General features: G+C 45.7%; 21 protein-coding genes. 8 read left to right on the top strand and 13 right to left on the bottom strand.

Going from position 1 to position 23,752, the window contains the following annotated elements; all coding sequences use genetic code 11:
* Positions 1-239: 239 nt before the first annotated feature.
* The 3 genes from MKY23_RS14910 to MKY23_RS14900 form a co-directional block, all read right to left on the bottom strand.
* Positions 240-596 (bottom strand): DUF4180 domain-containing protein, encoded by a 357-nt coding sequence (locus tag MKY23_RS14910; protein ID WP_154959172.1) that lies wholly within the window; start codon positions 594-596, stop codon positions 240-242.
* A gap of 76 nt (positions 597-672) precedes the next feature.
* Positions 673-1,092 (bottom strand): GNAT family N-acetyltransferase, encoded by a 420-nt coding sequence (locus MKY23_RS14905; RefSeq protein WP_154959171.1) that lies wholly within the window; start codon positions 1,090-1,092, stop codon positions 673-675.
* A 44-nt stretch (positions 1,093-1,136) separates the two neighbouring features.
* The gene (locus tag MKY23_RS14900; protein WP_154959170.1) at positions 1,137-1,718 is read right to left on the bottom strand and encodes a TetR/AcrR family transcriptional regulator; all 582 of its coding nucleotides are present in this window, start codon (positions 1,716-1,718) and stop codon (positions 1,137-1,139) included.
* A 200-nt stretch (positions 1,719-1,918) separates the two neighbouring features.
* Here MKY23_RS14900 and lpdA point away from each other — a divergent pair, with 200 nt between their 5' ends.
* Positions 1,919-3,283, top strand: a complete 1,365-nt coding sequence (lpdA, locus tag MKY23_RS14895) for a dihydrolipoyl dehydrogenase (protein WP_339830476.1) — start codon at positions 1,919-1,921, stop codon at positions 3,281-3,283.
* 128 nt (positions 3,284-3,411) lie between these two features.
* Here lpdA and MKY23_RS14890 read toward each other — a convergent pair whose 3' ends face one another.
* Positions 3,412-4,590, bottom strand: a complete 1,179-nt coding sequence (locus MKY23_RS14890) for an MFS transporter (RefSeq protein ID WP_339830474.1) — start codon at positions 4,588-4,590, stop codon at positions 3,412-3,414.
* 123 nt (positions 4,591-4,713) lie between these two features.
* Between MKY23_RS14890 and MKY23_RS14885 the strand changes: the two genes are divergently transcribed.
* The gene (locus MKY23_RS14885) at positions 4,714-5,604 is read left to right on the top strand and encodes a LysR family transcriptional regulator (protein WP_339830472.1); all 891 of its coding nucleotides are present in this window, start codon (positions 4,714-4,716) and stop codon (positions 5,602-5,604) included.
* Between the two features lie 41 nt (positions 5,605-5,645).
* Positions 5,646-6,209, top strand: coding sequence for a GNAT family protein (locus tag MKY23_RS14880; protein ID WP_339830470.1), 564 nt, complete (start codon positions 5,646-5,648; stop codon positions 6,207-6,209).
* Between the two features lie 48 nt (positions 6,210-6,257).
* On the opposite strand, the gene MKY23_RS14875 is transcribed toward MKY23_RS14880, so the two are convergent.
* Together MKY23_RS14875 and MKY23_RS14870 are read right to left on the bottom strand one after the other, a co-directional pair.
* Positions 6,258-6,611, bottom strand: a complete 354-nt coding sequence (locus MKY23_RS14875) for an SH3 domain-containing protein (protein WP_154888834.1) — start codon at positions 6,609-6,611, stop codon at positions 6,258-6,260.
* A gap of 59 nt (positions 6,612-6,670) precedes the next feature.
* Positions 6,671-7,318, bottom strand: a complete 648-nt coding sequence (locus MKY23_RS14870; protein WP_339830466.1) for a TetR/AcrR family transcriptional regulator — start codon at positions 7,316-7,318, stop codon at positions 6,671-6,673.
* Positions 7,319-7,439: 121 nt separating this feature from the next.
* Here MKY23_RS14870 and MKY23_RS14865 point away from each other — a divergent pair, with 121 nt between their 5' ends.
* Positions 7,440-9,008, top strand: a complete 1,569-nt coding sequence (locus MKY23_RS14865) for an FAD-dependent monooxygenase (RefSeq protein WP_339830464.1) — start codon at positions 7,440-7,442, stop codon at positions 9,006-9,008.
* 86 nt (positions 9,009-9,094) lie between these two features.
* Here MKY23_RS14865 and MKY23_RS14860 read toward each other — a convergent pair whose 3' ends face one another.
* The 4 genes from MKY23_RS14860 to MKY23_RS14845 form a co-directional block, all read right to left on the bottom strand.
* A complete protein-coding gene (locus MKY23_RS14860; RefSeq protein WP_339830462.1) occupies positions 9,095-10,687 on the bottom strand; it encodes a glycoside hydrolase family 43 protein in 1,593 nt (530 codons plus the stop codon).
* 81 nt (positions 10,688-10,768) lie between these two features.
* A complete protein-coding gene (locus tag MKY23_RS14855; RefSeq protein WP_339830460.1) occupies positions 10,769-12,766 on the bottom strand; it encodes a YjhG/YagF family D-xylonate dehydratase in 1,998 nt (665 codons plus the stop codon).
* Between the two features lie 18 nt (positions 12,767-12,784).
* Positions 12,785-14,251 (bottom strand): alpha-ketoglutaric semialdehyde dehydrogenase GucD, encoded by a 1,467-nt coding sequence (gene gucD, locus MKY23_RS14850; RefSeq protein WP_339830458.1) that lies wholly within the window; start codon positions 14,249-14,251, stop codon positions 12,785-12,787.
* A 56-nt stretch (positions 14,252-14,307) separates the two neighbouring features.
* Positions 14,308-15,186 carry a fumarylacetoacetate hydrolase family protein gene (locus MKY23_RS14845; RefSeq protein ID WP_339830457.1) on the bottom strand — a complete coding sequence of 293 codons (879 nt, stop codon included), beginning with the start codon at positions 15,184-15,186 and terminating at the stop codon, positions 14,308-14,310.
* A gap of 213 nt (positions 15,187-15,399) precedes the next feature.
* On the opposite strand from MKY23_RS14845, the gene MKY23_RS14840 reads away from it, so the two are divergent.
* Positions 15,400-16,314, top strand: a complete 915-nt coding sequence (locus MKY23_RS14840; protein WP_339830456.1) for an AraC family transcriptional regulator — start codon at positions 15,400-15,402, stop codon at positions 16,312-16,314.
* A 124-nt stretch (positions 16,315-16,438) separates the two neighbouring features.
* On the opposite strand, the gene MKY23_RS14835 is transcribed toward MKY23_RS14840, so the two are convergent.
* Positions 16,439-17,860 (bottom strand): family 43 glycosylhydrolase, encoded by a 1,422-nt coding sequence (locus MKY23_RS14835; protein WP_339830455.1) that lies wholly within the window; start codon positions 17,858-17,860, stop codon positions 16,439-16,441.
* A 138-nt stretch (positions 17,861-17,998) separates the two neighbouring features.
* Between MKY23_RS14835 and MKY23_RS14830 the strand changes: the two genes are divergently transcribed.
* From MKY23_RS14830 to MKY23_RS14820, 3 genes are all read left to right on the top strand, one after another.
* On the top strand, positions 17,999-18,757 hold the full coding sequence (locus tag MKY23_RS14830) for an AraC family transcriptional regulator (RefSeq protein ID WP_339830453.1): 759 nt from the start codon (positions 17,999-18,001) through the stop codon (positions 18,755-18,757).
* Positions 18,758-18,995: 238 nt separating this feature from the next.
* A complete protein-coding gene (locus MKY23_RS14825; RefSeq protein ID WP_154888862.1) occupies positions 18,996-19,517 on the top strand; it encodes a DinB family protein in 522 nt (173 codons plus the stop codon).
* 8 nt (positions 19,518-19,525) lie between these two features.
* Entirely contained in the window at positions 19,526-20,299 is a 774-nt protein-coding gene (locus MKY23_RS14820) for an AAA family ATPase (RefSeq protein WP_339830451.1), read from the top strand.
* A 194-nt stretch (positions 20,300-20,493) separates the two neighbouring features.
* On the opposite strand, the gene uidA is transcribed toward MKY23_RS14820, so the two are convergent.
* Together uidA and MKY23_RS14810 are read right to left on the bottom strand one after the other, a co-directional pair.
* Complete coding sequence (gene uidA, locus MKY23_RS14815) at positions 20,494-22,281, bottom strand: beta-glucuronidase (protein WP_339830449.1); 1,788 nt, start codon at positions 22,279-22,281, stop codon at positions 20,494-20,496.
* Positions 22,282-22,362: 81 nt separating this feature from the next.
* Positions 22,363-23,715 carry a glycoside-pentoside-hexuronide (GPH):cation symporter gene (locus MKY23_RS14810; RefSeq protein WP_339830447.1) on the bottom strand — a complete coding sequence of 451 codons (1,353 nt, stop codon included), beginning with the start codon at positions 23,713-23,715 and terminating at the stop codon, positions 22,363-22,365.
* Positions 23,716-23,752: the final 37 nt, after the last annotated feature.

The raw sequence follows: 23,752 nt of genomic DNA, 5'->3' as shown, positions 1-23,752 counted from the left end.
CACCTTTTACTTGAACTTGGTGAGATAATAACATGTTTACGAAACTTTGTATATTGGATAAACTAAGTTGATTTTATAAAATGTAAAAAAGACACACTTGATTCTCACCTGCCTGAAATGGATGTATAACCACATTTTCTGCATGCAAATGAAATAAGATATGTCTTTCAATCATGCGATTATTTTTAATCGAAGGAACGCTCATGCTTTATTTTAACCACACTGTCGATCTGTTGACTTTATGCTTTCAAGCTGCTTAATTTTTCAATAGCCTGTTCCACGTCTTGAACGAAAAATATATCATTACCATTACTACTCTCGTAGATAAAGTCTTTCAGACTTTTGCTGGTATAGCCTGAGTAATCGCCAATAATCGCAATTTTGGTCTGATAATTGATGAATTTTTGCAGTACTTCACCAGCCAGACGTGTTTTCAGATCAAAGAACGCTTCACTAACTTCCGATTTATTAACGATGATCAGGTTGGAGTCCAATTCATATCTAACGGTTGCCATTAAGTCTAAGGCCGATTGCACATCCGAGATTAGTGTTTCGTTATTCGTGACGTAAGCGATGGATACTCCGTTTTTGTTTATTTGTTAAATGTTCATGTCTGATCCTCCCTCATCTCTGTTAACTAAGTATCAAAAATCATCTAAATATCGTTAGAGCCTATTTATATACAAGCACCCAGTATCTCGCTCCTGGTTCACCCTCTTCGATAACGGTCTTCCAGCCCTGCTTTTTATAGAACGACAGCGCCTTATGATTGTCTGAAACACACTTTAACGTGACGGGTGTCCCCAATCTGGCTATCGATTGCTGGAGTAACAGTTTACCTGCGCCTTTCCCAGCCGCCTTGGGGTGCACAAACAAATTATGAACAAAACGGTCAGGTACATATAGTGAAGCAAATCCAAGGATTTGATCCCCTGATTCGGCCACAAGAATCTCTTCTTCCGATGTATCCCGGTCAAAATCTTCGAGAGTCATCTCATCGGCATTAGCCCAGTGGAAGTTCTCCCGCCGGGAATGCAAATAAATTTCTCTCAATTGTGCATAATCTGAAGTTCTCGCTTCTCTAATGATCATTCGATCAATCCCCCATTCATCTGACTCATCAATTCATTTGGGTGTTACTTGGAGCCAGCGTTCACCGTTTGTTTGGCCTGTGTACGGCCCGCTTGTAACAAATCATCACTGAACTTTGAATCACTGACTGCACGTGCCAAAGCAACGGTTCCTACCATACTGCTCACTAGCGCATAACCGGCAGAAGTATCTATTTCAGCCAACTCTGTAATAAACGTAATAAAACGCTGTAACTCTCGTGTATAAGCCTGCCGTATTTCCTCCGATAGCTGAGAAATTTCACCTGACAGTGCAGGTAGGATACAACCGACTTCCGTTTGATCTCGATGCAAGGAGCCTAAATAAAAATCAATGACAGCCTCAATTGCAGACTGATCTTCATTTTTGTTTTTATCAGCAACTTTTTGTAGCATCTCCATAGTGTCACTAATAGCAAAATGACAGGTCTCCTTCACAAGCTGATCTTTGTTTTCAAAATGAGAGTAAAATCCCCCGTGTGTCAGTCCGGCACCTTTCATAATATGTGGAAGACTTATATTTCGAACGCCGTGGGTTCGGAATGCTTTAGCCGCACTAGTAATGATATGGTTGCGAACTTTGAGTTTGTGCCCTTTCGGATAAGGCATCGTGCTTCCTCTCCTTTTTGCCTAGGTCTGTATATATCGATCGTTTTTAAAATATTATATTTATCATATTATGTAATGTCAATTCATAGATCAGTACTTTCAGCAGAGGAAAGGTGATCATAAATGGAGTATTGACTCCTTTAAAATATGATGATTATAATATATTACGATCATCATATTTTATTTCGGAGGTACCCACTATGAATGCATTAGAAGCTGTAGACACACTGGTCATTGGATCAGGGCCAGGAGGTTATGTGGCCGCACTACGATCCTCACAACTCGGGATGAAAACAGCGGTCGTGGAGCGTCAGCAGATCGGCGGCGTATGTACGCATATAGGCTGTATCCCTTCCAAAGCACTAATTGGCGAAGCGGAGCGTTTTGCTTTACGCAAGCATTGGGGTGCTGTGGACAAAGGTATTTCTTTTCAGGAGGCTCAGGCATTCAAGCAAGCCGTGGTGGATAAGCAGTCTGGAGGAGTTCAGTTTTTGCTCAAAACGGCGGGCGTTACTGTTCTGGCAGGTGAAGCAAACTTGATAGATGCACATACCGCCGCGATTCATCATGCTGAAGAGGGTGAGCGCCATATAGTCTTTAAGCACCTCATCTTGGCAACCGGCTCCCGTCCGATTGAAATAAGTGCTCTTCCCTTTGGCGGACGAATCCTCTCATCCAGCGAAGCGCTATCGTTGCCGAAAATTCCAGAAAGCCTAGTTGTGGTTGGAGGCGGTTATATTGGCGTGGAGCTCGGTCAGATGTTTGCGAGATTTGGAACCAAAGTTACGATGCTTGAGGGGGGTGAACAGATTTTGCCCGGATTCGAAGCAGAGCTTGTTGAACCTGTTATTCGTCAACTAAAAAAGGACGGCATAACCATCTTAACCGGAGCTAAAGTTACGGGAGTAGATCAGTATACGAGTCACATCGATCTCCACTATACACGTCTGAATGATCACGGCGTTGTTCAAGCGGAATATGCGTTAATTACGGTCGGCAGGAAACCGAACACAGACGGCACTTTAGGTCTTGAAAATATAGGTCTCTCCCCTACTCCACAAGGCTTGATCGAGATTGACGCGCAGTGCAGAACATCCATCCCGCATATTTATGCTATTGGAGATATCGTTCAAGGCCCTGCTCTAGCTCATAAAGCTTCGTATGAAGCAAAAATTGCAGCTGAGGCAACTGCAGGTAAACCCTCGATCATCGACTACAAGGCGATTCCGCTAGTCGTGTTTTCACATCCGGAGATCACTAGCGTTGGTCTTAGCGAGACGGAATGTGAACAGAAATCCATTCCTACTGTTGTTGGAAAATCTGCTTTTTCCATCAACGGCCGTGCACTCGCTCTGAAGGAAACCGAAGGTTTTGTTAAAATTGTAGCTCACGCTACGACGGGGCTTGTATTAGGTGCACAGATTGTCGGGGCTGATGCTTCTACGCTGATCTCCGAGTTGTCTCTTGCTATTGAAATGGGAGCGACAGTTGAAGATTTGGCCATGACCATTCATCCTCACCCGACGCTGGGGGAAATCATTATGGAGGCTGCAGAACAAGCATAGAATGAACAATCGCCGCAAACCTGTTCAAACAGTAGGTTGCGGCGATTTGTACTATGAATTTGTGTAGGATCTGTAACAGCTTAAGCGCTCTAATTCAATGATCGAACCTGATTTTGGTAATTTTCTTATCAGCTTTTTTGCGCTTCATTACCCTTAGGAGCTTCAACAGCTTTTCTCCCCAAGTTCATGGATAACTGTACACTAATCATTAGCATTACAATGGCCAGCATGGCAATAATGGATACGTTAAACCGTCCGCTGAGATCAAAGATCCATCCAATAACAAGCGGACCGAAGGCACCCATGATATAACCTCCCATCTGTGACATCGCTGACCACGATCCTGCTTCCTCAGCCGTATTTGTTGCCATAATGGGTAGCATCAACGCTAGCGGAAACAATCCACCAGCCCCGATACCGAGAAAAATCATGGCTGGAAGCATGGGCACAGGCGACAAGAGTAACACTAAACCGATGAGTTCAGAAATACTACACAAGACAAGCCATAGTTTGATCTTGCCTGAACGGTTTACAAGATTCGGAATCAGTACCGCGACAGGAACTTGAATTAATGTGAACACGGTCAGAAGCAACGCTGCGTTTGGTGCACTGTATCCAAAGCTAAGAGCGATCGGGGAAATCCAGGCTGTCAAGCTATAGAACATACTGGCCATGAGGCCAAAAAACAAGGTGAATTGAATCGCTTTTTTATTGCCCAGGGGCAGTTTAACACGCTGTGATCTGCTGCTGGAGGGTTTGTTTTTTCTAATAAGTCCGATCCAGAAGAGCACAGCAATGAAGCCAAAAGCGGCCCAGCAGGACAAGGCTAGTGAAAGATTGTGTTGATTTTGATTATAAATCGGAATGGTTAACCCAGATGCCAGTGCTGCCCCAATCGTCATCGATACGGAATAAATACTCACTATGCCTGGGCTTGTTGGGAAATACTTTTTAATGAAACTTGATAGTAGCGGTCCCGCGAGGCTGATGCCGATCCCTCCGACTAAAGCAGTAGCAAGTAGTACGGTAACAGATTGATCTACACTGCGTAGTGCAGTGGCCACTGTGATGAGAAGAAGCGAGATAAAAATAGTTCGCTCCAAACCGAGCCGCTGACTTAACGTGGTGGCGACGGGAGCAAATAATCCCATACACAGGACAGGCAGTGTAGTCAGAAGGCTTGCTGTTAACGCACTTATACCTAGCTCGGTTTGAATCATGCTCATCATGGATGCCACGGAAGTAATGATAGGTCGCAGGTTCAATGCCGCAATAAATAGTGCGAATAAATATAATAATTTTTTCATCGTTCTTTTCCTCCTGGTTCTTCTTGAAGTCACTTTGAGTATACGTCCGTCCCATCCATTGATCAATCCAATAATTCGTATTATTATGATAGTGAAATACTATGATTAAACGAGGAGAAAAAGATGGATACTCGAAATATAACGTATTTTATGGCCGTCTTTGAGCATCTTCACTTCACGAAAGCCGCAGAGCTTCTCGGGATTTCACAGCCTACGTTGAGTCAGCAGATCCGTCTGCTGGAGGCTGAAGTCGGAATGCCCCTTTTCGATCGAATTGGAAAAAAAGTAGTTGCAACTGAGGCAGGCAGGCTTCTTCACCAATACGGCATGAAAATGATTCAGGCTGAAATGGATGCAAAAAGTGCGATTCAAGAACTCGTATCGGAGAAGCGAGGAACGGTCCGGCTTGCTGTGTTACCCTCTGATCTTGATTTTCAACTTGTTCCGCTGTTTGTTGAATTCAAGACCCGGTACCCTCATACAAAACTGCAGGCTTTTTCAACCATTTTCGTTCGAGACGAAGTACTGACACATAAAGTGGATCTTGGTATCGGGCTACGTGGTTCCAAGGACAAGCGCCTCGTACAGATACCACTGGGAAGTGAGCCTTATGAACTGTTTGTTCATGCATCCAGTGATCTTGCGAAAAAACATGAAATAACCCTGGAAGAATTGACACGGCTTGCGCTAGTCATGTATCCCAAAGGGTATATTGGCAGAGATTTGGTGGATGAAGTTTTCCGGGAGCAAGGCCTGGAATTAACGACGGTGATGGAAGCAGGTTCTGCATCTTCCCTGTTGCAGCTAGTAGCTGCAGGTATTGGTGCAACAATCCAGCCTAGAGAACTGTTAAAACAGCATTCCGGCTGGGAAGATATCATAACGATCCCCATCGTAGGGCCTGCACCTGTTCGGCATATGGAGTTGACTTACTATGCAGATCGATTCATTAGCAAAGCGCAACACCAGCTAGCGGAGTGGCTGATTGAATTTTTCAAATCGAAAACGAACTAGTGAATAGCGAAAATCAAAAGAAAAAAAATGAGGTCTTTAAAATGAAAAAATCGAACGAAGTATTTGCCGTTTCGGAGCGTCTCGTGATTCGAAAGTTCGGCATGCAAGATGTACAGTCCTTCTATCAATACCGCTCTAATCCCGATATTGCCCGTTTTCAATCGTGGGAAAATTATTCGATTCAAGATGCAGAATCATTTGTCAGCCGTCAATTAGCATCTTCCCCTGATCAGCCAGGGACGTGGTTTCAATACGCGGTTGCTTTAGCTGGGTCTGATCAGATCATCGGAGATTGCGCGCTTCATACCCTTGGAGCCGAACCTCGAATTGTCGAGCTTGGATTTACGCTTGCGCCTGAGCATCAAGGGAAAGGATATATGCATGAAGCACTTTGTGCCCTGCTTGACTATGTTTTCGGTACACTGAACAAACATAAATTGATCGCTTTTTCCGATGTGCGTAACACAAAGTCTATTCACGTTCTGGAACGTTTGGGTATGAGACGCGAAGGACATTTGCTCGAAAATTATATGTCCAAGGGTCATTGGGTCGATGAGTATCAATACGCGATTTTGCAATCGGAATGGCTACACATGCGTAAGTAATCTTTGTGAAGAAATGGGTTGTTCCATTATGACGTAGAACCCAACGGGTCATTGTTCTAATGGAGTGATGACTTTGTTGGGCACCCAGCCCTTCTCCCCTTCAGTTGTATGCACATAGCTCCATTCGTTTAGTTCTCGTTCTTTTTGCACTACCGTACCTGGAGCCACGTTTAGTTCGTATGCTGAGTAGTCTTCTTGTACTTTTGCCATTTGTTCTTCATTAGGCGTGCTCAGTATTTGCTTGGGTACCCAGCCACGCTTCTTAGACTCGATAGATTCACAAAAAATCCAGTTCGGAAATTCAGTATCTTCTTCTCCGTAATGAACGATATCTCCCTTAGCCAGAACAATAGGGTCTGGATAATTGGACTTATGCGGGTGAATCACTTTGTATTGCTTCATATGTACTCCCTCCTGAATGTAATTCTTTCAAAAGTGAACCCAACGATCAGGACAATTCTTCATTTTTTATAATAAATGGTGTGTTGCCCATAGGCGCGAAGAAAGACACGTACCCCTTCAGTGATGATTCGATTGGTTTGTACATCCTGAAAATTTTCGATTTTTTTCGGTTGATTAAATACCATTAAAAACGTTAATGCGGCGAAATGCTTTGTAGCCAGTTCAGGATCGGGCACATGAAGAAGTCCGTTTTCTCCCAACTCGGTAAACCTCCTGATTAGCCCCTCCTCTGTTGCATTGTCTAACTTTTCTAAAAAAGAGATGGGTAGGTTGGCTTCTTCCATCGTCACCAGACGGATCAAAGCTCTATAATCAGAAGAACCGTTCGCAGAAGCTATGAATTGTTCACAGAACAAGATAAGCGCCTGCTCCAGATCTTCGAATTCCGAGAGGTAGTCTGTTATCCCTTGTTTGATCATGTCCAAAACCGCCCAACTTGTGTCTTCCACAACAGCAAGCAACAAGTTTTGTTTGTCACCGTAATAATCATAAACTGTTCTTTTCGAAACACCTGCTTTAGCTGCGACCGCATCGACGCTGGAACGATCAAACCCATCTGAGAGAAACAAGCCTCGTGCCGCCGCAATAATTTTCGCTCTTTTGTCAGAAGAGCCTTTGCGGACTTTTTTGTTTTCCGTAGTATTCATCCTTAAGCTTCCCCCCTATAACTATACTATCAAAAATGAGTTGCTCTTTACAAACTACACTGCACGGTGTAGTTTAGTTTATATGACCTATCCCAATCCATGATCAAGGAGGAATTTATTTATGAACACGCCGCAGTCTTTTGTTGATGTTCTTATTGTCGGGGCTGGGCCTACAGGGCTGACACTTGCCTGCGACCTTGCCCGTCGAAACGTAGACCATCGGATTATCGAACGAAGCACTTCGTATAACGTAGCGTCCCGGGCCAAAGGAATTCAGCCCCGTTCGCTTGAAGTCGTTGATGATTTGGAAGCCGTTCGTTACATTATGGACACAGGTGTCGTGGATTTACCTGTGCGCTATTACAACGAGGATGGCAGAAGTATAGTTAAGCCCTCTATTACCGTTGCGGCCAGCGCTGAACTGGGATCACCCTATCCAGATCCGGTCTGGATTGCTCAATTTGATGTGGAAAAGGCATTACGTGACCGATATGAGATGTTTGGCGGTAAAGTGGAGTTGGATATGGAAGCCGTAGGACTTGTTCAAGACATGGAGGGTGTGCAGGTAACGGTGAATACACCAGAAGGAAAAGAGCAAATTCATGCCCGTTATGTGGTTGGCGCTGATGGTGGGAAAAGTAGTGTTCGCAAATTTATCCATCATCCATTGGTTGGGAATACACACGATCATGAACGCTGGTATCTTGGCGATGTGCGTTTGGAAGGACTAGATCGTGATCATATCCATATCTGGACTTCTCCGGAAGGGATGATTGGAGTAACGCCATTACCGAAATCCGACATTTGGCAACTCCAAGCTACCATTTCTTCAGAGATTAAGGAACCGGAAAATCCGTCGTTAGAAGTGTATCAGGATATGTTTAACCGACGAGCAGGTGCTGGGCATGTTCGGCTTACGGATGCCTCATCGCTATCTATCTACCGTATCAATGTGCGAATGGTTGAATCTTACCGCAACGGTCGGGTTTTTCTTGCCGGAGACGCCGCGCATGTTCACTCACCAGCCGGAGGACAAGGCATGAATACCGGGATGCAGGACGCCTACAACCTAGGATGGAAACTGGAATCCGTCATACGCGGAGCGAAATCCGCCCTGCTTGACACCTATGATGAAGAACGTCGTCCTATAGCTCAAGCGGTGCTTGAGGATAGCACCAAAAAAATGAGAGCGATTTTAGGGACAGTGACTGAACGTGGAGCATTATCCCAATCCTTAAACACCGTATCTGATGATCTAACGAGCGGACTTCTTATTTCTTATCGTTCAAGTTCTCTTACCCTCCCCTCTCATCAAGCCAATGTTACCCGTTCAATGCCTGGAGATCGTGCTCCTAATGCCAAGGGTCTGCAAAGTGCTGAGTTCACAGGAGATGCCTTTGACCTGTTGCGCGGCCCACACTGGACTCTTTTCGCTTTTGTAAACCGTACAGACCACCTTTCTCTAATGGACTTCACTTTTGATGAACTCCATACGCACTGCATTGTACCATCACATGTCGAAGGGGAAGAATGCATTATTGACGCAGCAGGTAATGCCTATAAAATGTACGATATTACAAGCGAGACACTTTTATTGATTCGTCCTGATGGCTACATCGCATTACGCACTTCCATTGAGGACAGCGCACAGATTCTAAAATACCTGAACTCTATGTATCACGCGAACTAGTTAAAGTGAGGCTACCTTTTATAAAATTATGTCTCTAAACCTAAAAGATGGCCCCCCGTGAAAACAGGAGCCATCTTCTTCATTATCTATGATGTGGAATAACGAAAATAATCAAAATCAGCATGTCTTCGGGTTCCACCGAGATCCTGCACACAAAGACCAATATAAGTACCCGTGAACCGGATGTATTCCGGGGATTCATCGCATAAATGCGTAATATCCGTCCACTCACCGACCTGAGTCCATGATGCTTCGCGCTTTTCTAACGCATAGTAGAAGCAGGCACGATCATGGTGAACGACTACTTTTAAGCGGATTGGGTTACCTGTCTGAAGCGGAACGTCTTCCTCCAAGAGCTCATCATACACTCCATATTTAGACTGAAGGATCCCAAGGCATAGTCCTTTTTCTTCTTGATACGTCACCCTAAGGTAAAGGTAATCCTGCGTATCGTAATAGAGGATCAGTCCAGCCATCTGCTGCGGATGATCCGGTTCGAATTCCAGACACGTTGCAGCTTCACACTCAAAAGCATCAAGTCTGCGAGCAAGCATGCTTTGTCGGTGTGTTGAACTCATGGATTCCATCCCATACAAACGTAAGTAGCCAGGACGTTCATTCAATGTAAGCCAATTTTCGTCGGGCGGGATACGAAGAGTATTCCAGTCGTTACAAAGCTCTACTTGATCAAAGTGGTCCATCTCCGCTGTTGGTTCAAACGGATGAGGCTTTATATTCGGTGCGGGCACTTGAAGTTCTGGATATCGATCCCCGCTTGCAAGCCTTAACCACCCATCCTCGCTCCACGTACAGCGCTGCAGAGCCGTTTCACGTCCAAGGACACAGTGCTTCTCCTGAACAGGTCTGCCCACCAGATGTGCCATGTACCATTCGCCCGTGTGCGTCTCGACGAGACATCCGTGACCTGCCTTTTGTAGTGGTAAATCCGTTCTTCCGTGTGATGTGAGGATCGGATTGTGCGGATCAACTTCATACGGGCCTTGTAATGTACGTGAACGGGCAACCGTCACTGCATGCTCATAACCAGTTCCACCTTCAGCGGTTAATAAATAATAATAACCATTGTGTTTATACAGATGTGGTGCCTCTGTCAGTCCCAGTTCTGTTCCTTTAAAAATATTGATAGCAGTTCCGACCAGCTTCTGCTCCTGAACCGAATACTCCTGAAGTACAATACCTGCAAAGCGGTTTTTGCCCTTACGGTGATCCCAAATCATGTTTACCAGCCACTTACGTCCATCTTCATCATGAAACAGAGAAGGATCAAAGCCGCTGCTATTCAGATAGATTGGTTCCGACCATGGACCTTCGATATTTGTTGCGGTCACGAGGTAGTTATGAGTATCTTTAAAAGCACCGATCCTGCTCTTCACATCCGTATATATCAGATAAAACACACCGTGATCATAGCTGAGACAAGGCGCCCATACGCCTCCAGAGTTAATATTCCCCTCCATGTTTAACTGGGATTTTCGCGTCAATGGTGAAGGTAACGCACGCCAGTGAACTAAATCCTTGGAGTGATGAACGCGGACACCTGGGAACCACTCGAAGGTGGATGTGGCAATATAATAATCTTCTCCTGCCCGGCATATGGAAGGATCGGGATGAAAGCCGGTGAGGATCGGATTGGTAATCATGGTTGTGGTTGTATTCATGAAAGCAACCTCCGGTAAAAGTAATAGCTATGAAACATTGCTGGCTAGCACATGGTAAAAGAATGCGTTGATTGCAGAGCCTCAGTTCCAACCGAGCGCCTTTTTGCCAGCCTCAAGTGCAGTTATGATGCGGTCTACATCGTATATATTGCCTCTCCAAGTGCCTCCACTGACCGATTGTAACGCTGCCCACAAGCGTGTATCGTCAGGCAGTGCTTGGTCTGGTCGCATATCCGGATGAAAAGGCCGCTGTGCCAGGATCAATGCTCCTTTTTCGGGAGAAACTTCGATCCCCTCCGCTCCGACAAAATTAACACTTCCATCCAGCGTGTTCCGATCTACGACAATGTCAATTAAATCACCGTTTCGCAACTTTCCGATGGGGCCGCCGGCAAGCGCTTCCGGTCCAACATGACCAATGCATGCACCGGTAGATACACCGGAGAAGCGGGCGTCGGTAATGAGCGAAACATGTTTTCCAAAGGAAAGATGTTTAAGTGCAGAAGTAAGTTGATACGTTTCCTCCATCCCTGTTCCAGATGGCCCACGTCCAAGCAGGACAATAATATCACCCGCGACTATTCCACCTGTTTTAATTGCACGGATGGCTTCACGTTCAGTGGTAAATACCTTGGCCAACCCCTTGTGATGATATACTCCTTGTTCATCGAGTACATCCGGGTCAATGGACGTAGATTTGATAACAGAGCCTTCGGGAGCAATATTGCCCGTTGGAAATGTCACCGTAGAGGAAATGCCCAGCCGCTGGGAGTGTTCCGCACTCATAATGACACTGTCCGGATCGATGCCACCCGCCTCTTGCAATTGTTTTCGCATAACATGCCGACGCTCAGACGACTCCCACCAATCCAGGACGTGGCTCAGAGATGTTCCTGTTACCGTCTTTACAGTTTCATCCAACAAACCAAGACGTCTAAGGTGAAGCATAACTTCTGGCACACCACCGGCCTGGAAAACCCGAATGGTTGGGTAGAAAATGGGGCCATTAGGGAGCGCACTCACCAGTCTCGGCACATGTTTATTGACCTGAATCCAGTCCTGTACATTGGGCAGGGTTAAACCGGCCGCATGTGCAATGGCAGGAATATGAAGAAGCAGATTGGTGGATCCGCCGAAGGCTGCATGTACTACCATCGCATTGCGAATTGATGCATCGGTGATAATGTCCGCCATTCTCAACCCTTGAGTCTCCATTTGGATCAGTGCACGTGAGGATTGCCGAGCCATCTCAAGCCAGATCGGTTGCCCTGAAGGGGCTAGAGCAGCATGAGGCACAGTCATTCCCATCGCCTCAGCTACAACCTGAGCTGTGGCCGCTGTTCCTAAAAACTGACAGCCCCCGCCCGGGGTAGCGCAAGCCCGGCACCCTAACTCTGACGCCATCTCCAGTGAAAGCTCTCCGCTTGAGTACCTTGCACCGATCGTCTGAATTTTCCCGGCGTCTTCTCCATCCGTAGGCGGAAGAGTTACACCGCCAGGAACAATAACACCTGGCAGCTGCGGCATACCCGCTAGAGCAAGCATCATCGCGGGCAGTCCCTTGTCACATGTCGCCACGCCTAACACACCTTTGCGTGTGGGCAAAGATCGAATCAATCGGCGAAACACCATCGCAGCATCATTTCGATATGGCAGGGAGTCGAACATGCCGGTTGTTCCTTGTGATCTGCCGTCGCAGGGGTCGCTAACATAACCGGCAAACGGAATTCCGCCGCGGCTGGACAATTCATCTGCCGCTGCTTTCATCAGTAGTCCAACTTCCCAGTGGCCCGTATGATAACCGAGTGCTGTGGGACTGCCGTCCTCATTGCGTATACCACCTTGCGTACTTAAGATCAGATATTGTTTACCGTTTAACTCTCCAGGCTTCCACCCCATGCCAACATTCTGGGACATACCGAACAAGTCGCCACTTGGCGCATTTCGCAGTAAATCATCGGTTAGAGGCAGACGCCCTTCCACCCCGGGAGCATGGGCTTGAATCGTGAAGAGGTCAGATTGATTGTTACTCAGATCAGGCGAATTTTCACCCATAATGGATCGAATCTGTTCGTACATGATATCTCTCCCCGCAGTTTAAGACTTCACGAAGACGGTTTTGATTGCGGTGAAAAATTCAATAGCCGCCTGACCTTGCTCTCTGGAATGAGAACTGGACATCTTCATCCCGCCAAATGGAGCCTGTAGCTCGACACCGGCTGTTTCCGCATTAATTCTTACAAGTCCAGCGTCCATATCACGAATAAACGAAAGCATCGATCCAACGTTTTGTGTATAGATTGCAGCACTTAATCCATAGTCACTATCATTGGCTAGCTCTATAGCTTCTTCAATGGAATCTACAGGCATTAAGGCCAGCACTGGGCCAAATATTTCTTCTCTAGCGATCGACATATGGGATTCGACACCTTCAAATACCGTCGGCTGTACATAGAATCCTTCTGCAAGCTCAGGACTGTCCGGTCTGTTCCCTCCGGCTAATAGTATTGCACCCTCATCCTGTCCTTTTTGAATGTAACTCAGGACTGTATTAAGCTGTCCTTCACTTGCGCATGGACCCATCCAGCTCTCGCCAGACATACCATCGCCCAAACGAATTTCCTCAACTTTTGCCAGAAGCTTTTCCTTGAAAGCATCATAGACTTTTCGTTCAATGATTACGCGGCTGGTCGCCGTGCATTTCTGACCCGTTGATTTCAGGCCACCGCTAATCGTTCCTTCCACAGCCAAATCCAGGTCTGCATCAGCTGCAATGATGACCGGGTTTTTGCCACCCATTTCAAGCTGATATTTGGCTCCCCTAGAAAGTACAGCAGCACCGACCCGTTTACCCACTTCATTGGAGCCTGTAAACGTAATCCCGTTCACATCTGGATGTTCAGCCATTGCAGAACCGATTACCGAGCCTTTACCACACACCAGGTTGAGAACGCCAGCCGGAAAGCCTGCTTCTTCAAAACATTCCAACACTTTGGCTGCCGTAACCGCTGTCTCCTGTGCAGGTTTCAAAACAACCGTATTGCCGTAGATCAACGCAGGTGCAGCTTTCCAGATCGGGATAGCTACCGGGAAGTTCCACGGTGCAATTACACCAACAACACCAAGCGGTACACGCGTAGTAAACATTAAAGCTTCGCTGTCTGTGGACGGAATGACATCACCCGTTTTGCGCATGCCTTCACCTGCGTAATATCTTAAGATCGCGACGCCGCGCATTGTTTCTCCTTTGGCTTCAGGGAACGTTTTCCCCATTTCTCTCGTCATCGCTTCTGCGACTTCATTCGCTCTGCGTTCAAGTACGTTTGCCGCCTGAAAAAGAAAATTACCTCGTTCAGCACCAGTTAACTTCCGCCAAGACTTTGCCGCTGCTTTTGCTGCTGCCACCGCTTGATTTAGATCTTCCACGCCAGAGGCAGGTACATGCCCCACCACTTCATTCCGATTGGCCGGGTTGATGCTAGCGTCTGTTTTTCCACTGGCAGCTTTCACCCATTCTCCATTAATAAAATTGCTATAGGTCTGCTCTAACTGAAAAGTGCTCATTGTTTTCATCCTCTCTAATCAGTCATTAGAATTTAGTATTTAGAATTGTCGGATTGTCACGAGTTCGAAATAACGGGATTAATTAACGTTCCGATGCTGCTGATTGAAATCTCGATACGGTCTCCTGGCTCAAGTGTAAAATCATTTGGCGGTACAATATTAGTACCGGTCAGAAGTACTGTACCGTCGAACAAGTCATTGTCTCTTGCCAAAAACGACACCAGTTCATCCAGCTTACGGTTTAATTCACTCGTGCTGGCCTCACTTTTTACAATGACTTCTCCATTGCGATAGATCTCACAAATAATGCTTAGGTCATAGGGGTTCTGCACCGTTTCCGCTAGCCGGATCGCTGGCCCGATTGAGCAAGAATTGCGCCATATTTTGGCCTGCGGCAGATACAGTGGGTTCTCCCCTTCGATATCCCGGCAGCTCATGTCATTGCCTGCGATGTATCCTACAATGCTGCCATCAGCTGCAAGCACAAGCCCAAGCTCGGGCTCTGGAATCTGCCATGTGGAATCACTGCGTAGCGTGACCGCTTCATTGGGTCCAATGGTACGAGCAGCTGTGGACTTGAAAAAAATTTCCGGACGTTCTGCATCATAAACTTTATCGTAAAAGGTAGTCGCATCCAGCTTGCCATCCGTTGCTTCATAATTACGAGCTTCCCGGCTTCGCTGATACGTTACACCTGCTGCCCATACTTCGGGTGCTTCAATGGGGTTGACAATATGCAGGGTTGTCCAATCGTCGGTCAGTTTGTTTACAGGTTTAAAAGCGCTTTCAACAAGTTGGACTGTTGAAATGCCCTGTTCTCTCGCTTGGTAGATCAAGGTCATGAAATCGGTCTGTGGCAAACGATAGGCTTGTTCATCATCCGTCACGGCTGCCAGCCACTTCTGTTCTCCATCCAGAAATCGAATAATTCGCATATAAACGTGCCTCCTGTGCCCCTATTGGGTTGATAATTCTAGATTAGCATTCACCATGTCTCATGACGATGTTCTAATCACTCCGACCATTTACCCTTTTCACGCATCAACTTTCTGTTAAGATAAGGATATCAGTTTCACAAGGAGCTGATTTACACAGACACTCCGATGACAGAATAAAAAATCGTACAGGACAAGGGGGCTTGATTTGCAGTGGCGAAGCATTCAGAAGCGATGTATTTAGGCCGTTTGCCTGATGTTCGTCTGTCGTTCCAATTAATGGGGTTGCATGCCAGAAGAGCAGATTCGAACTGGACATATCCATCCCATGAACATTCGATGTATGAAATTCACTGGATGATGGAGGGTCAGATGAGCATGGTGATCAATGGAAAACTGCATCAGCAGTCCAAAGGAGATCTTTTGTTCATTCGTCCGGGAATCACCCATGCTTGCACAGGGGCAGGGCCAGAAGGTTTTACCTATTTTTCAGTTCATTTCAGTGTGCACGATACTTCTTTTTGCCGGGAACTCAACCGCAGCAAAGACACCTACTATCCAGCAACATCGAATCTGGCTATGGCGATGTCCCCGATCCTCTCTACATTGTATGAGCTGTCCACAGAGCATTTGTCTGAATCCTTATCCTCCTCGAAACAAATGAAAGTGCATGCCGCTGTATTTGAGCTACTTGGCTCACTCGTGGGACAGTTATCGCAGAACGCATCCGTCCCTGTATCCAGAAAAGAGGCGATTGCCCATCAGATCGCTGAGTATATCGAGGATTCGGTAAGATATATCCATCTACATAGTGAGATTCAAGAAACGGATAGAACCTGGATTCAGGATATTGCAAAATCGCTCAACTTGAGCACGTCACAGGTCAATCGAATTTTCCGAGAAGTGTACGGTCAGGCGCCGCGCAAGTATTTATCCGAAACGTTACTGAACGAAGCCCAGCGGCTATTAAAACAAACGGATCTGAATATTGATCATATTGCTATGATGCTCGGATACAAAACGAATGCACATTTTAGCCGCCAGTTCAAACGGTGGACAGGCATTGCGCCAAGTGAATTTCGCGTGCATGCCCAGCAGGATGTGATGAGTCTTACGCAAGAACAATAATGCGCAAAGATGGAGAAGAACGTACTGTTTAAATGAAACGCGATTCCATGTGAAAAAGAAAAAAGCAGCTCAAGGATGAGTGCCCTCACCACTGACTGCTTGGAACTTTTGAAGACAAATGAAGTTAATTCAGTTCAAATGAAGCCAGGCTCGCGCTGCCCATCCCCTGGTATGTAAAATACAAGGCCTGTTTACCGTCTGGAATGTGAATCGCGGCTGAATACGGCTTCCATACGTTGGTGAAGTGTACCGGGATGGTTCCCAGAACGGGTCCGTCCCAAGCGGTTTTTACCTCAAAGCTACCATTACAGTATCCACGCACCTTAATCGTGACTTGTTGAATGTCTTTACAATCGAAGTATTTAAAACCAGCTGTCGCAGATTCCGTCATATTGGCAATATATCCGCTTTCTTCGTCACCATCTCGGCCATCTTGGGTAATTTTCGGAAAGCGACTGTCGAGCCAAGCACCTGCACCAAATCCACCCGTATACAATTGATCTTCTTGGGTAAAAAGGTTGCACGCAAGATAGGCGGGGTACTCGCCTCTACCTTCCAAAGGTTCCCCATTCGAACCACAAGAGGTCATTTCAACTTGAGGGATGAAGCCATCCTTTTCAAACGTAAGCTTTTCAATACATCCCTGCCGGTTAAATGCATCTCCATTCGTATGTCTGTGGTAAAAAATGTACCATTCTGCGCCGATCTCTACGATACTTCCATGATTGTTCCCTCCATAATACATGGGCTTTCCAGCCGGCTTGTATGAATCGATGTGAAGATCACAGTTGCTCACAATTACACCTTGATATTCAAAGCCTTGAGTTGGAGACGTACTGATTGCGTAACATAATTCATGCATGACGACCGAGGAGTATACGAGGTAGTAGAGGTCTCCCCTTTTGCGAATCGAAGGAGCTTCAAAAAATTCATGTCCTTCATATCCGCTTCCATCACTATATGGCTGACTTGGGGCTATAAATACCGGTTCCTCTACAATCGTTAGCATATCAGGGCCAAGTACTGTCGCCATTGCTCCATGTCTGGAACGGTCACCAGGTGCACAGAAGCCCGTGTAGAGATAAGTGAGCTCTCCTTCTGTCAGCACACCTGGATCGAATTGCGGCTCATCCCCTTCTCGTTCCCCGAGCCGAGTGCCGTCTGTATATTGAACATAACCATAGAATTCATATTTACCCGCAGGCGAATCGCATACCGCTACAGAAACAACAGGCACTTTATCAAGTACATAATATAGATAATAACGACCATCGGGGCCGAGTGTCACATCGGGGGCATAAAGACACATATGACCGTCGGGGTTCAGCGGATCATCTGTTTTTTGATAAATAACTCCCTCATTCCGCCAGTTCCCCAGGTCATCTACGGGTGCGGACCAGCATACATAATCGTTCAGACAAAACGCATGTCCGTTAAACCGATCATGTGACCCGTAGACGTATACTCTGTCGTTAAACACATAAGGCTCGCCGTCAGGCACGTACTCCCATGATGGGAGATAAGGGTTTAAACCTTGTTTTTTCATTGGAAAATGCACCCCTTGTTTAGATTTGTCAAGATAACTTTCGTATAATTAGGAGACACCGAGCATGTTCATGTTTCAATGGCGTTTCGATGTACACGTAGACGAGATTCACAATACGCATGGTAAAGGTGAAATACGATGAATACGATTTATTACGTTGAATATGATGCTGAGCATCACAGTCCATTTGTGTTTGATATACCTGAAGGTCATGATTGCTGGCTGTTGGTCATTACGCAGACTCCGGCACTGTTCTGGGTTAATGGTCAACTGCAAGAATTCCCGCCCTATTGTGCTGTTCTGTATCCGCCCTATTCGAAAATATACTATCGCGCTTGCTCAGACCAATATGTGAACGATTGGATACGTTTTGCAAGTGACGAGCTCTATGTAACCGAAACCTCTCTCCCTCTGGGCGAGCCTTTTGCATTGGATGATCCTGAATATTGTCATAAGCTGTTTCAATTACTTGTCGCAGAGCATTCTCTCCAGAAAGGCTACAAGGAATCATCCATCGATTATTTGCTTCGCACATTGTTTAACAAACTGCTTGAATCTTATGTGCAAAAAAATATTGGCCCGCAGCATTATCCTCTGATGAAACTTCGGACAGCTATTCACAACAATCCAAGTCATCCATGGACTGTGGCTACAATGGCCAAAACTATGAATATCAGCCCGGGATACCTGCAACTCATTTATAAGAAATCATTCGGTTTGTCCTGCATAGATGATGTCATCCATAGCCGAATTCGCTTGGCTAAAGAGTATCTTCGACATCATGCCTATACGGTTGCAGAGATTGCGGACAGGTGCGGGTACCATAATGTCGAGCATTTCTGCCGGCAATTCAAACAAATAACAGGTGTATCGCCTAAGCGATTCAAACATCAGTGAGTCTTAATGAGCATCTGCACTTCTGAAACAGACTTGTTTGTTTCTCTACATTTCTTCGTAAAATGGTAGCGCTATCTTATGATTTAAGATAAGGTTTTTAACACATGCATACAATGACTTATCCTGACCGATTATTGATCAATCCTCATATGAGATCAGTTGTTGTAGTTTTCTTCGGTTCTACCTTAGATTAATGGTAAAATAAACAAAAAATGATGCCCATTAAAGGAGAGTTAACATGAACGAAAGACCGAGTCAAGAAGAATACGCTGCTTTCTACGAAGGATACATCCACCTTGTTCCTGAAGGAAATGTCATTGAGTTATTACAAAAGCAAGCGGAACGTGTGGAGAGCGCAATTCGCGCATTATCAGAGGAACAAGCCAATTACCGCTATGATGAAGGGAAATGGAGCGTTAAAGAGGTATTTGGTCACCTTATTGATAATGAGCGAATTATGAGCAGCCGTTTGTTACGCATCGCCAGAGGAGACAAGACCTCTCTTCCAGGATATGATCAGGACACACTTATGGAAGGTCACCCTTTTGAAGCATATAGCGTGGTTGATCTGGCTGAAGAATATGCAGCGGTACGGTATTCCACCATTGTACTGCTCCGCCGGCTGAGTCCGGAAGCTTGGATGCGTATGGGGCAGGTCAATGATAACACGGCATCTACTCGTTCCATTGCTTATGTGATTACTGGACACGAACTACATCACTTGTCAGTCCTTCGCGATCGTTATGATGTACAGATATAAGAGGTGAAGTGAAATTGAAAGGATCTCCAGCCTATTTGAGGCAAATACAGCTTAAACGGAATCAAATTGCTACTTATGATGAGTATCCGTTTGACTTGCCCGTTATTCGTAACCTGCATACGATGGATTTTCATCCCAAAGTTACGTACATTGTTGGTGAGAACGGGATGGGCAAGTCTACGTTAATGGAGTCGATTGCCGTGTCATGGGGATTCAATCCCGAAGGCGGCACGATGAACTTTACGTTTTCTACCCGAGCCACGCATTCGGACTTGTATGAGTATGTTCAATTAGTCAAAGGCACACGGCGTCCCAAGGATGGTTTCTTTTTCAGGGCCGAGAGTTATTATAATCTGGCAACAACCATTGATGAGTTGGATCGTGAGCCTTCCTATGGTGCTCCCATCAAGGATTCATATGGCGGGAAATCGTTGCATGAGCAATCCCATGGTGAGTCTTTTTTTTCCACGTTTGTTCATCGGTTTGGCGGTCATGGTCTTTATATTCTGGACGAGCCTGAGGCGGCATTATCGCCGCTTCGCCAGATGGCCATGCTTGCCCGAATTCATGAGTTGGTAGAGCAAAATTCACAGTTTATCATTGCTACCCACTCTCCTATTCTGATGGCTTATCCTGATGCGCAGATCTATAACCTGACACCGGAAGGCATCGAGGTACAGATCTTGGAGGAAACCGATCATTTCTTGATCATGAAGGAATTTTTGAATAACAAAGATAAGATGATTCAGCAGTTGTTTGAAGGAGCGGATACAGAGGATTAAGGACACCAACTACCGATTCTGATGCCGCCTCCTGACCTGCTCCTACAACCTGTGTTATCACTGCTACTAAATAAAAAAGAGCCAGCTAACCATATTGATTAGCTGGCTTACCTATTGATCACTAGAATGACTTGATCACTAAAATTACTTCTTGATCACTCGGATTGCTTCACGTACATATTCCCGCTTCGTTCTTAGCCCTTATAATGAAAATCAGGTATGTTCGTCCAGCGTCTTTTCAGTTCATGTGCGATAGCTTTCGGTTTGCGATCCCGTGTGAAAATGCCTTTTTTATTGCCTTGCACACGGATAATTCCCTGACTGGTGGCAAAATCAGCAAAATTCCATACTTGTTCACCGACAAATTGCTCAAATTCATCGAATACTTCATGGTTGGCTTTGTAAAATTCCACCTGGTATTCCTCCGTAAACATGACAGGTTCAACATCGTGCAATCCGGCAACCGTGTCTGCCCCGTACTCGGTCATCATGAAAGGTTTGTTCGGGCATCGCTTTAGCCAGCCATTGAATTCGGCACGAAGCTTTTCCTTGGCAGCATGCAAATCCCCACCATCCACATACCAGCCGTAATATCGGTTGAAAGTGAGTATATCCAACAGCTCTGCGATCTGATCTTTTTCTGGTGAAGATTCCATTTGAGTAACAATAGTCACCGGACGTTTCTGTGGATCTAACTCTCTCGTTAGATCAATCAGCGGTTTAAAATATTCATAGGCTCCCTTTTCTTCAGAGGCAGGCTCGTTAGCGATATTCCACATGACCACACAGGGATGATTTTTGTCCCGCTCAATGAGTTCCCGAATGACATCCTGATGATGTTCGAACGTATCAAGTTCATCCCATGTGTTCTTCAGCACGCCCCCGCGATGCACAACCAGCATGTTCAGATGCATGCCAACTGCGGCCACCTCATCAATCACAACAAATCCTTCCCGATCAGCCAGTCGCATCACTTCTTCCGAATATGGATAGTGTGCAGTTCGGAAGGAGTTGGCTCCCGACCATTTCATGAGATTAAAATCAAGCACATTGGCGGCCTCATTAAATCCCCTGCCATGAATAGTCGTATCCTCATGTTTGCCATACCCTTTGAAGTAAAAGGGTTTATCATTAATCAGGAACTTGCCTTCTTTCACTTCTACACTTCTCACCCCGAATGGCTGTTCATATACATCTATGGTTTCCCCTTCGGTTTGCAGTTCTACGCGCAACGTGTATAAGTAGGCATTCAGCGGCTCCCAGAGTCTAACATCAGATAGGATCATTGTGCCCGATTCGCCTTCGGATGCTGCAACCAAAGAGCCGGATTCATCGATAATTTCAGCTTTAACCGACGCAGAGCCAACCACATCAATGGAATAATGAACCTGTCCATCCAATTGGGTTACGATCGTGACGTCCTTAACATAGGTCGTTGGTGTTGTGTATATTTTTACAGGGCGATGCAGACCGGCATAGTTGAAAAAATCAAAGTTCGGCAGATTGTGCACCGTTGTTTGCCCATCTGAATGTTGTTTCTCAACAATGGAGCCAACGGGTAGTGTTGTTTCATCCACAATATTATTTACAGCGACGGTCAGGCGGTTCTTCCCTGTGTGCAGGTAACGGTTTATTTCAGCTTCAAAAGGTAAAAATCCGCCTTTGTGCTGGGTAACAAATTCCCCGTTCACATACACTTTGGCCATATGAGTAACGGAGCCAAAGCGCAAAACAACTCTCTCTTCATTCATCACACTCGGTAGCGTGATCTCCCGCTCGTACCAGACCCAGCCTACATGGTCCCGAATTTTGGCGCTTACTCCGATGTCGTTATATGAAGCTGGGACAGCCATGCGCATCGGATCTTGGAGTTTTGCCTTTTGCCAATTTTCCTGAAATCCCTCTCCGGCATCCAATTTGAAATTCCAGATTCCATTCAGATCGATTAGATTACGTGTCTCGGTCAAAATAGGGTATAACATATGAACACTCCTTCATTCTCTATAAAATAGGTGCTTCCTCTACCTCCTGCCTTATGCACGTTGTGAAACAGGTCTCGGGTATCAGTTCATTCGTTTTGCCTTGATATCGCTTACAAGTTGTGCTGTACGTTTTTTGTTTAATGGATACAGGAAAGCAATGCAGATAAATACGAGAAATAGGCCCATAGCTGGAACAAGTGTTGCCAAGAAATAAATGCCTTCAAGTGTACGTGGTGTCTGCACATGCAGTGTAGCATTATAGCCTACAGCCGCCATAGCTACCCCGCCAATACCACCTGCAACGGCCTGCCCGACTTTACGAGAAAAGGAATAGATGGAATATATCGTCGCATCCTCTCGGAGTCCTGTAACATGTTCGTGATAGTCAACCAAATCCGTGATAAACGCCCAGCTGATTAGATTGAACAGAGCGTATCCTAACAAGCCAATGAACAGAATCGCCATGTATTGAATAGCGGAAAGATTCGGAATGAAATAGAGCAGCAAGTAAACGAGCGTTGAGAGTAAAAAGCCAGCAGCGGCGACTTCTTTTTTCCCGAACTTTGCTACGAGTGGTTTGATTAACGGCATTCCGATAAATATAGGCGCAGCTTGCACCAGACTGAACACACTAAGTAATTGCGCGTTACCGAAATAGTCTTTGAACAAATACGTATTAACCGTGCCCAGCAACATTAAATTAATTAAGAAAATGAGCGATCCGATCAGGAAGACGATAAGCGGTCTATTTTTCAAAAGGCCATATAGTGTTTTTCTCAAATTGGTATTTGGCTTCTCATTCATATCCGGGATAACACGTTCGAGCGATAATTTATAACACGCCATATAAGAAGCAATAGACAATATTCCAAAAATAACAGCTCCCAGGAAAAAACGGCTTGCATTCGCTTCGTTATTAACAAACAACAGCAACGGGCCCACCACGCCTACAAATAATTGCGCCAATGTTGCTCCCAGCGATCTCCATGTAGACAGAACGGTTCGTTCTACTGGGTCAGCAGTAATGACTGAAGCCATGGAACCGTAAGGAATGTTAACGGTGCTGTACAGCGTTCCCCACAGAATGTAAGTAACGTAAGCGTAAGCGAGATAAAATCCATCGGACATTCCGGGAATGTAAACAAACATGAGTACCCCGGAGATCACAAGCGGAAATGACATGCGATAAATCCATGGTTTGAATTTACCGTGTTTGCTTGCTTTACGCGTATCAACAAAACGCCCCCACGAGACATCCGCTATGGCATCCCACAAACGAGCTAACAGGAATAATCCTCCGACCGCTGCCGGGTTAATATGAAATACATCCGTGTAATAGACCATCAAAAATGAGCCAACTAGCGCGAAAAAGAAATCGTTTCCAAAATCACCAAACAAGTAGCCGAATTTATCCTTATATCCGAAAGGACGCATAAAAATCCACCTCTTTATTCAAAATTTGGAATAACTA

It is taken from the genome of Paenibacillus sp. FSL R7-0272 (assembly GCF_037969905.1).
Taxonomy (GTDB): Bacteria; Bacillota; Bacilli; order Paenibacillales; family Paenibacillaceae; genus Paenibacillus; species Paenibacillus polysaccharolyticus.
This window is presented reverse-complemented; position numbering and strand designations above follow the sequence as displayed.

Coding starts and splice junctions, on each gene's coding strand:
- MKY23_RS14905 (WP_154959171.1), bottom strand. CDS start 1,092: ATGATCATTAGAGAAGCGAGAACTTCAGATTATGCACAATTGAGAGAA.
- MKY23_RS14900 (WP_154959170.1), bottom strand. CDS start 1,718: ATGCCTTATCCGAAAGGGCACAAACTCAAAGTTCGCAACCATATCATT.
- lpdA (WP_339830476.1), top strand. CDS start 1,919: ATGAATGCATTAGAAGCTGTAGACACACTGGTCATTGGATCAGGGCCA.
- MKY23_RS14890 (WP_339830474.1), bottom strand. CDS start 4,590: ATGAAAAAATTATTATATTTATTCGCACTATTTATTGCGGCATTGAAC.
- MKY23_RS14885 (WP_339830472.1), top strand. CDS start 4,714: ATGGATACTCGAAATATAACGTATTTTATGGCCGTCTTTGAGCATCTT.
- MKY23_RS14880 (WP_339830470.1), top strand. CDS start 5,646: ATGAAAAAATCGAACGAAGTATTTGCCGTTTCGGAGCGTCTCGTGATT.
- MKY23_RS14875 (WP_154888834.1), bottom strand. CDS start 6,611: ATGAAGCAATACAAAGTGATTCACCCGCATAAGTCCAATTATCCAGAC.
- MKY23_RS14870 (WP_339830466.1), bottom strand. CDS start 7,318: ATGAATACTACGGAAAACAAAAAAGTCCGCAAAGGCTCTTCTGACAAA.
- MKY23_RS14865 (WP_339830464.1), top strand. CDS start 7,440: ATGAACACGCCGCAGTCTTTTGTTGATGTTCTTATTGTCGGGGCTGGG.
- MKY23_RS14860 (WP_339830462.1), bottom strand. CDS start 10,687: ATGAATACAACCACAACCATGATTACCAATCCGATCCTCACCGGCTTT.
- MKY23_RS14855 (WP_339830460.1), bottom strand. CDS start 12,766: ATGTACGAACAGATTCGATCCATTATGGGTGAAAATTCGCCTGATCTG.
- gucD (WP_339830458.1), bottom strand. CDS start 14,251: ATGAGCACTTTTCAGTTAGAGCAGACCTATAGCAATTTTATTAATGGA.
- MKY23_RS14845 (WP_339830457.1), bottom strand. CDS start 15,186: ATGCGAATTATTCGATTTCTGGATGGAGAACAGAAGTGGCTGGCAGCC.
- MKY23_RS14835 (WP_339830455.1), bottom strand. CDS start 17,860: ATGAAAAAACAAGGTTTAAACCCTTATCTCCCATCATGGGAGTACGTG.
- MKY23_RS14830 (WP_339830453.1), top strand. CDS start 17,999: ATGAATACGATTTATTACGTTGAATATGATGCTGAGCATCACAGTCCA.
- MKY23_RS14825 (WP_154888862.1), top strand. CDS start 18,996: ATGAACGAAAGACCGAGTCAAGAAGAATACGCTGCTTTCTACGAAGGA.
- uidA (WP_339830449.1), bottom strand. CDS start 22,281: ATGTTATACCCTATTTTGACCGAGACACGTAATCTAATCGATCTGAAT.
- MKY23_RS14810 (WP_339830447.1), bottom strand. CDS start 23,715: ATGCGTCCTTTCGGATATAAGGATAAATTCGGCTACTTGTTTGGTGAT.